The following is a 12044-nucleotide window of genomic DNA, read 5'->3' on the forward strand; positions in this document are numbered from 1 at the left end:
AACAGGGTTGGCGGGGGCAGGATCTTGCCGTCGGTTTTGATACCGGTGAGCTGTTCTAGAAGTTGGCCCCCAATGGGTAGACCACATGGTGCGCCGTTATCTTGAACACCCGCAAAGAGCACACCTGGGCAGTTGTGGTTTGCCAGGTCGTTGGCGAAGGTGCAGACCGCCTCGGCTGTCTTCTTGCGCACATTCCCGTTCCAATTCTGCTTGAATTCCACCCAATCCCTCTCCCCGCCCGCCAGTAGCTCCTCTAGTTCGCTGGTGCTGTAAGGCTGCATCGCCGTCGGGTATTCCATGGGTCCTGTGGATCATGACCGGCCCTTTTTGTGCTGGCTGGCTTTCCACTGAATGACGGCGCCCGCCACACCGGAGAACACACTCATGCCACCGGTGCGCAGAATGGGATCCTCGTTCGTGACGGCAACAGAAAGTCCTCCCCCAGCCAGGGAGACCAGGAGACACATCCCTGTCCAGAACTCGGCCCAGAACCGGTTGTGGCTATGGGACTGGTCACGGTCTATACGAGCTTCTTGCCGTACTGCTCTCCAGTCTCCCTGCTGTGGATAAGGGTGCTTGTTGGGTAGGTGTAGGTCAATGCCCCCGGCTGGATGAGGCTTCGTATCAGACACCCGTGATCTCCGTCCTGCTGCCCTGGGCATCTTCCAGGAAAAGGCTGGATCGGTCGTCCAGTTGTCGGTTTTTCACGGCCACGTAGAGGCGCATGGCTCGACGAAACACTTCGGCGCGATTTGCACTGAGGCGCTTCGCAAGCTGGCCCATATCCTCATCCATTTGGGGATCCATGCGGACTTCGTACAGGGGGAGTTCTTGGGTAGGCATCACCCATGGCGAAAATGCTGAGAGCAAGCATAGCTGATTATCCCCGCCCCACGGCTTGCTACGCTCACAGGTGTTTGTCAGCGGATGCGAGCCCATGCCCTACAGGCGCGTCCTGCTGAAACTCAGTGGCGAGGCTCTCATGGGAGAGCAGAGTTACGGCATCGACACCTCCGTGATCCAGCGCATTGCGGCGGAGATCGCCGGGGTGGTGGCCCAGGGCACGGAGATGGCCGTTGTGGTGGGGGGTGGCAACATCTTCCGAGGTCTGAAGGGCGCCGCGGCGGGCATGGATCGGGCCACGGCGGACTATGTGGGTATGTTGGCCACGGTGATGAACGCCATGGCCCTGCAGGACGCCCTGGAGCGCATGGAGGTGCCTTGTCGGGTGCAAACTGCCATTGCCATGCAGGAGGTGGCGGAGCCCTATATCCGCCGTCGGGCCATGCGTCACCTGGAGAAGGGGCGGGTGGTGATCTTTGGTGGGGGCTGCGGCAACCCCTTCTTCACAACGGACACCACAGCGGCACTACGGGCGGCGGAGATTGGCGCCCAGGTGGTGTTCAAGGCCACCAAGGTGGACGGGGTCTACAACAAGGATCCCGCCTGCTTCCGGGATGCTGTTCGCTACGACAGGCTCAGCTTTCAAGAGGTGTTGCGGGGGGAGTTGGCGGTGATGGACGGCACCGCCATTGCCCTTTGTAAGGATAACGGCATCCCCATCGTGGTCTTCAACCTGTTCGAGGCGGGCAACATTGCCCGCGCCATTGCCGGTGAACCGGTGGGCACCGCCGTTCATCCGGAATTGGTGCCCCACTGAGCGGATTTATGGTTCACCCGTGTCTGATCCCATCAACGTCGTCATGGACCTGGAATCCCACATGGAAAAGTCGCTGGAGGCCACCCAGCGCAACCTGAACACCATCCGCACAGGGCGAGCCAATCCCCACCTGTTGGACAAGGTGATGGTGGAGTACTACGGCTGTGACACACCACTGCGCTCCCTGGCGGGCATCACCGCCCCCGATTCCCAGACCATTCAGATTCAGCCCTTTGACGTGAGCGCCATCCGCACCATCGAGAAGGCCATCCTCAGCTCAGGCCTCGGCCTGACCCCCAACAGCGAAGACGGCAAGCTCATCCGCATCGGCATCCCTCCCCTCACGGAAGAACGCCGCAAGGAACTGGTGAAGCTGGCGGCCGGCTACATCGAAGACGGCAAGGTGGCCCTCCGCAACGTGCGTCGGGAGGGCATCGAGCGGATCAAGAAGCAGGAAAAAGCTGGCAATCTGTCGGAAGATCAGTCCCGAGATGAGCAGGACAAGGTGCAAAAGCTGACGGACCGCTGCATCCAGCGCCTGAACACCATGCAGAAGGACAAGGAGAAGGACATCCTCTCGGTGTGATCCCCCTCACCTGGCGGAGAGGGCCAGGGGAGCGCCCAGGGCGGAACGGATTTCCTCCGGTTTGAGGCAACCGTCATGGTCCGTATCCAGGGCGTCAAACACTGCATCGGTGCCCAGCCACTCTTCACGGGTGATGGTGCCGTCCCCATCCAGATCGTTGAGCAGGAAAATCTCCTGGGCCGCATGGGCAAAGGCTGCTTCACCCTCCAGCACCGCCAGACGGTGACCCAACTGGGCCTCCAGGGCTTCAATGGCCCTGCTGAAACCACGGATCCCCTCATCCAGCTTCTCGGACGCCATGGCATCCGCTGCCATCAGTTCTGCAAAACTGCCTTCGTTCACCTGGAGCCGGCTACCGGGTGCATCCGTCAGGTTGGCCGGATCCAGTTTGCGGACCAGCGGCTCCTCGGTGCGCTCCAGTTGATCCAGGAATTTTGGCGCAATGGTGAGCAGGTCACAGCCGGCCAGTTCGATGATTTCCTCCATGTTACGGAAGCTGGCCCCCATCACCTGGGTCTGGTGGCCGAAGGTTTTGAAGTAGGTGAAGATCTGGGTGACGGAGAGCACGCCGGGGTCTTCCGGACCGGCATAGCTCTGGCGACCGGTGTGCTTTTTGTACCAGTCCAGGATGCGACCCACAAAGGGGGAGATGAGGGTCACCCCGGCTTCGGCACAGGCCACGGCCTGGGCCAGGCTGAACAGCAGGGTGAGGTTGCAGTGGATGCCTTCCTGTTCCAACACCTGCGCCGCCTTGATCCCCTCCCATGTGGAGGCAATTTTGATCAGCACCCGCTCCCGGCTGAGGCCGGCGGCTTCATAACGGCCAATGAGTTGACGGGCCTTGCGGATGGTGGCCTCCGTGTCGTAACTGAGACGGGCATCCACCTCGGTGGACACCCGACCGGGCACCACCTTGAGGATTTCTTCCCCAAAGCGGACGCTCAGCTCGTCAATGGCTTCACTGATCACCTCCTCGGCGGCGGCCGCTGCGCCAGCAACCTGGCGTGACTGCCGTAGGGTGGTGTCGATCAGCCCTTGGTAGTCGGAAAGCTGGGCAGCGGCCAGGATGAGGGAAGGGTTGGTAGTGGCTTCTTGGGGGGTGAGGCGACGAATTGCCTCCAGGTCGCCAGTGTCGGCCACTACGGTGGTCATGGCAGACAACTGGTCCAGCAGAGAGGCCATGGGGAAGAGAGAAATGAGGAACCAGTTCAACGCTAGCCATGATGGGGGCCATGATCAGAAGCCGCCAGAATCCCTAAAGGCTTTGCCGGTCAACCGGCGGCGCCGTGGTCAGGCAGCAGCAGGTTGTCCAACGCCACCATGCTGTCAATGACCCGGTAAGCCACGGGCAAGGCCACGGTGGATCCGTAGGTCTCCTCGCCCCGGGGTTCGTCCACCACCACCAACACCACAAAACGGGGATCATCCGTGGGCAGGTGCGTCACAAAGCTGGTGATGACTGCCTCCGGGTCGTAGCGGCCCTGGCGCGCCTTCTGGGACGTTCCCGTTTTGCCGGCCGTGGGATAGGAATGGATCCGGGCCACGGGAACCTGGGCCAGCGTGGTGGCCGTCTCCATCCAGCTTCGCACGGTGGCGGTGGATGCCTCCTGGAAGATGCGTTTGCGCCGGGGGAGGTGGGTGGCGGTCTTCATGGTGTCCACGTTGCGCAGACCCCGAACAACATGGGGCCGCACCAGCCAGCCGCCGTTGGCCAACGCGGCATGGAGTTGGAGCAACTTGAGGGGGCTTAGGGCAATCCCTTGGCCAAAGGATGCCGTGGCGGCATAAATGGGGTCTGAACGGAAAACCTGGGGGGGCGTCAACTGGCCCGCCGCGGCGCCCGGCAGGTCCGTATCGGGCACCTGCTCAATCTCCAGATTGTGGAGCCGTTGCCAGTAGCGCTCCTGGGGCAACTGCAGCATGGTCTTGACCATGCCCACGTTGCTGGACACCTGCAGCAGCCGCGGCATCGTGATCACACCATGAATACGGTCCTGGTTGTTGCGAATTTTCCAGGACCCCACGTCCACACTGCCCGTATCCTGCACCGTGCTGTTCCCGTCAATCAGGTCCTCCTCAAGGGCAATGACCAGGTTGATGGGCTTGAAGGTGGAGCCGGGCTCATAGAGGTCTTCCACAGACCATTCACGGAACTGCCGGGGTTGGGCCTGCCAGAAACGGCTGGGGTCGTAGCTGGGCTGTGACGCCAGGGCAAGGAGTTCCCCGTTATGTACGTCCATCACCATCACCGCACCCCGGGCGGCCTTCCATTCCCCCATGGCTGCCGATAGGGCGGTATGGGCGGCCCGCTGCAGACGGGTGTCCAGGCTCAGTTGCAATTGCATGGCGTCGTCCTGGATGGTGTCCATGGACAGATGGACGGGCAGCACTGCGTTATCCCCACTGCGCAGCAGCCACAGGCTGCGTTCCCCTTGCAGCAGTTGGGCGTTGCGACTCAACTCCAGACCGGCCTGGGGTTGGCGCTCCAGATTCAGAAAACCCACGACGTTGGCGAAGAGTTCACCTTGGGGATAACGGCGCTGGGGGTAGATCTCCACGTCAATGCCGCTGATGTCCAGGGCCTTAACCGCCTCCCCTGTCTCCAGGCTCAGGTGTTCCAGCAGGCGAATGCCACTCTCTTGCCCCAGGAGGCGTTGCTCCAACTCGGCGGACGACAGGCCCAGGACCGGGGCAAGCCGCTGGCTCACCTCTGCCGCGGAGCGCTGCCGGCCGTCCCGATCGCCAGGGAACTGGAAATACACAGGGTGGGCCCAGACCCGCACCCGCATCTCGTCCCAGGCCAGGATCTCTCCTTGACGATCAATGATGGGCCGTCGCGTGGCGAAGGACTGGGCCGAGGGCATCTGTCGGGAGGGGGCCTGTTGGGCCAGCACGTCCCCTTGAACCAACTGGAGCCAGAACAACCGCCCCGCAAGACCCAGGACGGGGAGCAGCAGCAGCAGGAACACCAACACAAGCCGCATCTGGGTGGAGATCCTCGGCCTGGGGCGCTGCGGGCGTGGACGGGAACGACCCAAGGTTCAATAGCCCCGTAAAACAGGGCCGGCATTAAGCCAGCGAGCCGGGCTTGCCAACAGCGGGCGGCGCTTCAACAGTCGGCTCGGGGGGGGCGGCAGCACCAGCGGTTCAGGGCCTTGAGCGGCGAGACCATCACTCTGCTCTCTGGTCCCGGCGCCGTCCGCCGTGCCCAGGGCGGCCACAAGCTGGGAGCGGGAGTCCAGGTACAGCTGCTGCATGGTGCGGGCCTCCTGGAGGGCCGTATAGGTGCGGTTCATGTTGAAGCGCACCTGCAACTCCAGAACACAGAGGACAGTGGAGAGTAACAAGGAGGCCAGGAGTAGACGGTTGGCCAGCCGGTGCATGCCACGCAACCCTGGTGGGTCAGGGTTGGCGCCTGGCGCGGGAACAGTCCGTTTGACGCCGTGGGACCAGCGCTGGGGGCGGCCACGCCTGGAGACCGACGACATGGCCATAGGGCCAGCGGCGGATTTGCGAGGGACAGGCTTTGCCATATCACAGGCTCAGGAGGGCCAGATTGGCAAGGGTATAGCCATTCCATGTGGCATGCATCAGGACACAGGCACTCAGACGTCCGCCCCGCAGCCGCAGCCAGCCCAGGCCCAGACCCAGGATCAGGAGAGGTAAAAACTCCACCAGGCTCAGATGAGCCGCGGCAAACAGCAGGCTACTCAACAGAACACCGACCCCGGCCCCATAGAATTTGGCCATGGTGGGCAACACCGTGGCGCGGAACACCAGTTCCTCGTAAAGGGGCGCCAGAACACAGGCCGTCAGGGCAAAAAAGATCAGCGCCGTCAGGTCCTGACTGTTGAGCACCAGATCCAGTAACGGGTTGCTGCCTCCCGTATGGGGAAACAGGCGGGACACCCCCCAACTGGTCAGCAGCACCAGCGGCAGGGTGAGCAGGAGCGTCCCCAGGGCCATGGGCAACGATCTCCAGCCCAGGCCCCATTGCAGCCATTGCCAGCCGGATTGGTCTTCGCTGCGCCGCAACCAATGGAGAATCGCCAGTCCTGGCAGGGCCTGTGCACCATAAACCAGCATGGTGGCCATGGCCTGCCCCGTGCTGCCAGCCTGCTGGACCCAGGGCCACAGTGCGGACAGCGCCAGGATGCCGCCCCCGTTGCCCAACACCACCACACCGCCAAAGAAAAACAACATCAGCGCAGGCAGGGTCAGGGGCGCCGCCATGGGTTGGGGGGAGGGCGGTTGGGAGCGATTCCGAGACCACAGCCAGCGGGCCAACTGCACCAACCAGAGCAGGATGCCCACCAGAGCTGCCAGCGGCCCCACCAGACCCACCAGCACAAGGCGCGTCACGGCGCCGCCATGGGACTGACGGCAGAAGGGGTGGTCCAGATCCAGGATGGAACAGGCCAGGGACGGGTAGAGGGGATGGCGGGGAAGCACATCCTCAAGTGCCTCCGGCGCCAGGTCCGCCAGTGGGGCAACTGTCGTTGGCGTTCCGGCCGCCCGCTGTAGGAGGGCCTGCTGCAGGATGACCGCCGCTGACGACTCCTCTGCCGGCCCCGTCACAGGGGGCAGGCTTTCCAGCAGAAGACGGGCTTGCTCCGGCTGGTGAATGGCCAGCAGCACCAGCACTTGGCGCAGCCGCAGGTCCCGGTCCGCGGTGGCTATGTTGTCCTGACGTTCCTGGAGGGCGGCCGCCAACTCCTGGAGGGCGTCAGCGCCAAAGAGTTGGCGGCTCAGCAGGGGGACGTTTCCACCTGTGGGTCTGGTGACGGTCTCCTGACCCACCGCCCGCCCGGCCAGTGCCTGTAACTCCAACTGCCGTTGCTCCAAGACCCCCTGCACGGAGGGCCTCTCCAAACTGCCCAGCAACGATGGTCCCCAAAACACAAAGACGGTCAGCACCAGGCTGAGGGCAAGGAGCAGCTTCCGCACATCCTCGGTCCATTTCAAGTGGTGGGGGCGGTGCGTCTGGTTCACGGGACTGGGGCACTCATCCCATTCTCCATTGCCACACCATTGATGGGGGGATGCCTGTTCAGGATCTGCGGGCAGCCGTGGTGGGGCCGGAGAGGGGGATGGGCATGTCCACGTTGGGCAACGGCGGGGCACAGGCAGGGATCCGCTGGTCCACCACGTGACCCACCACCACAATGGCGGGGGCCTGTAGACCGGACTCCCGCACCAGTTGAGGCAAGGCGGCGATGGGGCCGATGACGTGTTTCTGCAACGCGGTGGTGCCCTGTTGAATGGCCGCGGCGGGGGTGGCGGCATCCAGGCCACCGGCCAGGAGTTGGGCCACGATGGCTGCCAGGCTGTGGATGCCCATGTAGATCACCATGGTGTCCGTGGCGGTGGCCAAGGCTTGCCAGTCCACCCTCTGGCGGCCCTTATCCACCAGTTCGTGGCCGGTGACGAAGGTGATGGAGGATCCCGCCTCCCGATGGGTGACCGGCAGACCAATGTAGGCAGGGACGGCGATGCCGGCCGTGATGCCCGGGGTCACTTGTACAGGAATGCCCAGGCCGTGCAGGTACGTAGCCTCTTCCGCGCCCCGACCGAATACGAAGGGATCCCCCCCCTTCAACCGGACGATGGTCTTGTGGGTATGGGCCAACCGAGCCAGCATCTTGTTGGTGGACTGCTGGGGGATGGAGTGGTGACCTCGGCGTTTGCCCACAAACACCTTGTGGCAGTCCGGTGAGGGCAGAGCCAGCAACTGGGTGGGCACCAAGGCGTCGTAGACCAGGGCATCGCAAGTGGAGAGCAGACGGTGAGCCCGCACGGTGAGCAGGTCCGGATCCCCCGGACCGGCGCCCACCAGGTGGACCGTTCCCAGAGATGCTTGGGCAACCATCAAGATGCCTCGTCCGCAATGGTCCAATTCATGCCCAATAGCAAGTTCAGAATATGTAGCAGAAGGTACAGATGCCAACGGCCACGATTGGGCTTAATCCTCCTAACACAGCGACGCCCTCTTTCTGAAGCGCTGTGACCTCCTGCAACAGCACTCGTTGCCTTCTGCACCTTGTAACCGCAACGCCATGGTCACAACGCCTTTGCCATCCTATCTGGAAGGCAAAACTCTCAACAAGATTGAGAAGAATAAGGCCGCAAAAGACGGCCTGCTGGTTGGCTCCGAACTGGAGACCTTTGCCCGGTTGGGCTGGGAGAACGTTGACCCCACAGACGTTCAGTTGCGGCTGAAGTGGTACGGCATGTTCTGGCGGCCCAAAACCCCGGGCAAGTTCATGCTGCGCCTGCGGGTGCCCAACGGTATTGCCACGGCAGACCAACTGAACGTGTTCGCGTCCATCGTGGCCCGCTACGGGGACGACGGCGTGGGAGACATCACCACGCGCCAGAACATCCAGCTTCGGGGGGTGCTGCTGGAAGATCTGCCCGAGATTCTCGAACGCCTCAAGGCTGTGGGCATCACCACCCTGCAATCGGGCTTTGACAATCCCCGCAACGTGACCGGCAATCCCCTGGCCGGCATTGACCCCCATGAAATCCTGGACACACGCCCCTACACCCAGGCACTTCAGGACCACCTGACCAATCACGGTCAAGGCAATCGGGAGTTTTCCAATCTGCCCCGCAAATGGAACACCGCCGTGGCGGGCTCCAGGGATAACTTTCTGCTGCACAACGATATTGTTTTCCACCCTGTGGAGAAGGACGGGGTGCTGGGGTTCGGCGTCTGGGTGGGCGGTGTACTCTCCTCCGTGCTGAATGCCTATGCCGTCCCCCTCAATGTCTGGATTCCCCTGGACCAGGCTTGCCGCATGACCGGGGTGGTCTGTGGTCTGTGGCGCGACAACGGCGAGCGCAGCAAACGTCCCAAGGGGCGCTTCCGGTTCTATCTGGATGCCGTGGGTGTCGAGGCCTTCCGGGCCATGGTGGAGGAGCGCTTTGGCCCGCTGGCGCCTGATCCCGGATCGGTGTTTAACCAGCAGCCCCGCAACCTGTACGGCATCCAGCCCCAAAAGCAACCCGGTTTGAACGTGGCGGGTCTGCACGTGCCCGTGGGTCGCCTCAGTTGTGGCGCCATGCAGGAGTTGGCCCGCCTGTCCCGGGTGTACGGCTGCGGGGAGGTGCGCTTCACCGAAGATCAGAACGCACTGATCCCCGGCATCCCGGACCACAAGCTGGAGGACTTCCGTGGGGAGCCCTTCCTGCAGCGCTACCCACTCCATCCCCAGGGCGTTGCCGCGGGAACGGTGTCCTGCACGGGCTCCAATTATTGTGGTTTTGCCCTCACCAACACCAAGGACCAGGCCATGGCCACGGCCACGGCCCTGGACGAAGCCCTGGACCTGCCCCAGGAGGTGAAAATCCACTGGACCGGTTGCCCCAATTCCTGCGGTCAGGCCTACATGGGCGCCATTGGCCTCACTGGAACCAAGGCCAAAACCGCCGAGGGCATGGTGGAGGCCTACGACATCACCCTTGGCGGCAGCCAGGGGGACCAGCCCAGCCTGGGTGAACTGGTGCGCAAACGGGTCCCCAAGACCGAGGTGAATGCCGCCCTGAAAGATCTGTTGATGGAGCACTACGGCGCCACGCCAAAAGCCGCTGCTGCTCCAATTTGAACACCACAGGACAGGTTTCCATAACACTGGATAACCCTGAACGCTGATTCAACTTTTTCCAAACCACGATGGCCAACTCTGCAAGTGAGATGGACTATGTCCTCCCCAATGAATTGGTGGACGGCATGATTGTTGCTGGCGGCAAAAAATCTTCCGTCAGCGCCAAGAACTTATTGTTGCGAGGGTTTTATTCCGGCTCCATTTTGGGCTTGGCCACCGCTCTGGCCCTGACGGTGGCCAAACAAAGCGGCCTTCCCTTTCTGGGTTCCGTGCTCTTCCCCTTTGGCTTCGTCAGCATTATTCTATTTGGCATGGAGTTGGTGACCGGCAATTTTGCTCTTCTCCCCATGGCCACCTGGGCCGGCAAAAGCAGCTGGCCCAAAACAGTCCGCAACTGGATTTGGGTGTGGATCGGCAATTTTCTGGGTTGTGCATTGGTAGCCATCATGATGGCCGTCAGTCTCACCAGTGCCGGCAACCTGGAGCCCAGCGCCGATGGTGGCGTCTGGCAGGGTGTGGCCCAAACCATCATCAACCTGAACCGCAATAACGTGATTGTTAAATATAAAGATCTGGGGGCCGTTGGATTTTTGCTGGCCATTTTGCGGGGCGTCATTGCCAACTGGCTGGTGTGTCTGGGGGTCACCATGGCCCTGGTGAGCAAGAGTGTGACCGGCAAACTCCTGGCCTGCTGGCTGCCCATCACCGCCTTCCAGACGTTGGGGATGGAGCACATTGTGGTGAACATGTTCCTGCACACCGCGGGTCCCCTGCTGGGGTCCGGGGTCAGCTTTGCCGACGTGATCTTCTGGAACTTTTTCCCCGTCACCGTGGGCAACGTGTTTGGCGGCATGGTGTTTATCGGCATGGTGTTTTACAGCACCCATCGCTCCCCTCTGGCCAGCCTGCCCGACGTCAAAGATACCAAGCTGGCCCGGGAGTTGGCCGCAGAGCTGGGGGCCCGTTGATCACGGTATGTTGGCAGCAACCTGCCCCGTTGTTCCTTCACCATGGTTGCCGCCGAGCCTGGGCCATGCGCTGCCGACGCTCTGGTGTGGCAGCACCTGGGCCAGCGCCCCTGTGTCCTCACGGCCAAGGAGTTAGCCCAGTTCTTTCATCCTGGACGCCCGCAGGACCTGCGCTTGGCCCTGGCGGAACGCCTGGGGATGCACAATGAACGGGGTCTACAACCTTGCCTGGCGCTGATTGAGCGGTATGGTCCCCAGCCGGAGCTGCTCATGGCGCTGGCCATGACCCATCAGCCGGCCGCCCGTGACGCCCTCTTCCGTTACCTGGCTGATCCTGGTGTGGACCGCCTGGCGCTGCTCCGCGCCCTGGCCGGCTGGGGACGGCAGGTGCCCCTGCCGGTGATTGAAGAAGCCCTGCAACACCCCGGCCAGGCCATGCGGTTGGCCGGGGTGGAGTTGCTCCAGTTCCATGCCCGCCTGCTCACGGCGCCACAGCTTCTGAAGCTCTGCGAACCCCTGCTGGGGGACGTGCGCCCGCCTGTGGCCATGGCCGCCATCCGTCTGCTGCAGCGCCGCAACGAACCCCTGCTGGCTAATCGCCTGGCCCAACTGCTACAAGCAGATCCCCCGCCGCCGGTGTGGGAGGCGGCACTGCACGCCCTGGGCTGTATCGCCACAGAAACCAGCATCACCCTCCTGCTGGACTGCTGGCTTGCCTGCCGTGGAACACCCAGAGCTGTGGAATTGCTCCACCAGCTCGGCGCCCAGTTCCGCCACCAGCACCTGCTGCGCCAGCGGCTGGAAGTGTTGTTGCAGGAGGGCAGGATCACGGCGGCGGCGGCGGCGCCCCTCCTGGCGGGTCTGGACGGCAACCCCAGCAGCAAATCAGGCCGCGCCCCCTGACTGGGCCGCCTCAGCCACCGCGGCAACGGCATCCAACTTGGTGGTCACCTCCAGGTCAACGTCTACCGCTGAGGGAATGCAGGCCACTAGCTTATAGAGATCTTTCTTACCCATTGCATTGTAGAGGCCCAGCCTGCGGAAATAAGCTTTGAAAATGGGCACAAGCACCTCGTCACTGGCTTTGGTCCTGGCATCCCAAGGGGAACCCTTGCCGAGGGACTGGAGGGCGCTGGTGATCTCCCCAATGGCGTCAGCCATAGCTTGTTGTTGATTTACTGCCTGAATCGTGAGTTGTTCCAGCTTGGTTGAGTTCTTAAAGG

Annotated in this window: 13 protein-coding genes; 5 read left to right on the forward strand and 8 right to left on the reverse strand. The window is 62.6% G+C overall.

Annotated elements, in window-relative coordinates:
• A partial coding sequence (locus FLM9_RS00745; protein ID WP_143324528.1) for an AlbA family DNA-binding domain-containing protein occupies positions 1-299 on the reverse strand: 299 nt, incomplete at its 3' end.
• 325 nt (positions 300-624) lie between these two features.
• Positions 625-843, reverse strand: a complete 219-nt coding sequence (locus FLM9_RS00750) for a hypothetical protein (RefSeq protein WP_074456807.1) — start codon at positions 841-843, stop codon at positions 625-627.
• Positions 844-937: 94 nt separating this feature from the next.
• On the opposite strand from FLM9_RS00750, the gene pyrH reads away from it, so the two are divergent.
• Both pyrH and frr read left to right on the forward strand, forming a co-directional pair.
• Positions 938-1660, forward strand: a complete 723-nt coding sequence (gene pyrH / locus FLM9_RS00755; protein ID WP_074456808.1) for a UMP kinase — start codon at positions 938-940, stop codon at positions 1658-1660.
• 43 nt (positions 1661-1703) lie between these two features.
• Positions 1704-2246 carry a ribosome recycling factor gene (gene frr / locus FLM9_RS00760; protein WP_074456817.1) on the forward strand — a complete coding sequence of 181 codons (543 nt, stop codon included), beginning with the start codon at positions 1704-1706 and terminating at the stop codon, positions 2244-2246.
• A gap of 6 nt (positions 2247-2252) precedes the next feature.
• Here the strand turns inward: frr and FLM9_RS00765 are convergent, their stop codons facing one another.
• The 5 genes from FLM9_RS00765 to cobA all read right to left on the reverse strand — a co-directional run bounded on the left by FLM9_RS00765 (position 2253) and on the right by cobA (position 8115).
• The gene (locus tag FLM9_RS00765; RefSeq protein WP_074456818.1) at positions 2253-3428 is read right to left on the reverse strand and encodes a transaldolase; all 1176 of its coding nucleotides are present in this window, start codon (positions 3426-3428) and stop codon (positions 2253-2255) included.
• Positions 3429-3517: 89 nt separating this feature from the next.
• Positions 3518-5284 (reverse strand): peptidoglycan D,D-transpeptidase FtsI family protein, encoded by a 1767-nt coding sequence (locus FLM9_RS00770; RefSeq protein WP_074456809.1) that lies wholly within the window; start codon positions 5282-5284, stop codon positions 3518-3520.
• 3 nt (positions 5285-5287) lie between these two features.
• Positions 5288-5734: a hypothetical protein gene (locus FLM9_RS00775; RefSeq protein WP_143324529.1), complete on the reverse strand. Its 447-nt coding sequence runs from the start codon at positions 5732-5734 to the stop codon at positions 5288-5290.
• A 46-nt stretch (positions 5735-5780) separates the two neighbouring features.
• Positions 5781-7238: a CPBP family intramembrane glutamic endopeptidase gene (locus tag FLM9_RS00780; RefSeq protein ID WP_143324530.1), complete on the reverse strand. Its 1458-nt coding sequence runs from the start codon at positions 7236-7238 to the stop codon at positions 5781-5783.
• A gap of 58 nt (positions 7239-7296) precedes the next feature.
• Entirely contained in the window at positions 7297-8115 is an 819-nt protein-coding gene (gene cobA / locus FLM9_RS00785) for a uroporphyrinogen-III C-methyltransferase (RefSeq protein ID WP_074456812.1), read from the reverse strand.
• Between the two features lie 187 nt (positions 8116-8302).
• Between cobA and FLM9_RS00790 the strand changes: the two genes are divergently transcribed.
• The 3 genes from FLM9_RS00790 (at position 8303) to FLM9_RS00800 (ending at position 11724) form a co-directional block, all read left to right on the forward strand.
• Positions 8303-9853, forward strand: coding sequence for a ferredoxin--nitrite reductase (locus FLM9_RS00790; protein WP_074456813.1), 1551 nt, complete (start codon positions 8303-8305; stop codon positions 9851-9853).
• Between the two features lie 89 nt (positions 9854-9942).
• The gene (locus FLM9_RS00795) at positions 9943-10821 is read left to right on the forward strand and encodes a formate/nitrite transporter family protein (RefSeq protein WP_074456814.1); all 879 of its coding nucleotides are present in this window, start codon (positions 9943-9945) and stop codon (positions 10819-10821) included.
• A 42-nt stretch (positions 10822-10863) separates the two neighbouring features.
• On the forward strand, positions 10864-11724 hold the full coding sequence (locus FLM9_RS00800) for a HEAT repeat domain-containing protein (RefSeq protein ID WP_074456815.1): 861 nt from the start codon (positions 10864-10866) through the stop codon (positions 11722-11724).
• Here FLM9_RS00800 and FLM9_RS00805 read toward each other — a convergent pair.
• The coding region (locus FLM9_RS00805) for a hypothetical protein (RefSeq protein ID WP_218969704.1) at positions 11707-12044 on the reverse strand (338 nt) is incomplete at its 5' end. The genes FLM9_RS00800 and FLM9_RS00805 overlap by 18 nt on opposite strands.

Origin of the sequence: Candidatus Synechococcus spongiarum (assembly GCF_900047545.1) — a bacterium.
GTDB lineage: Bacteria > Cyanobacteriota > Cyanobacteriia > PCC-6307 > Cyanobiaceae > Synechococcus_B > Synechococcus_B spongiarum_C.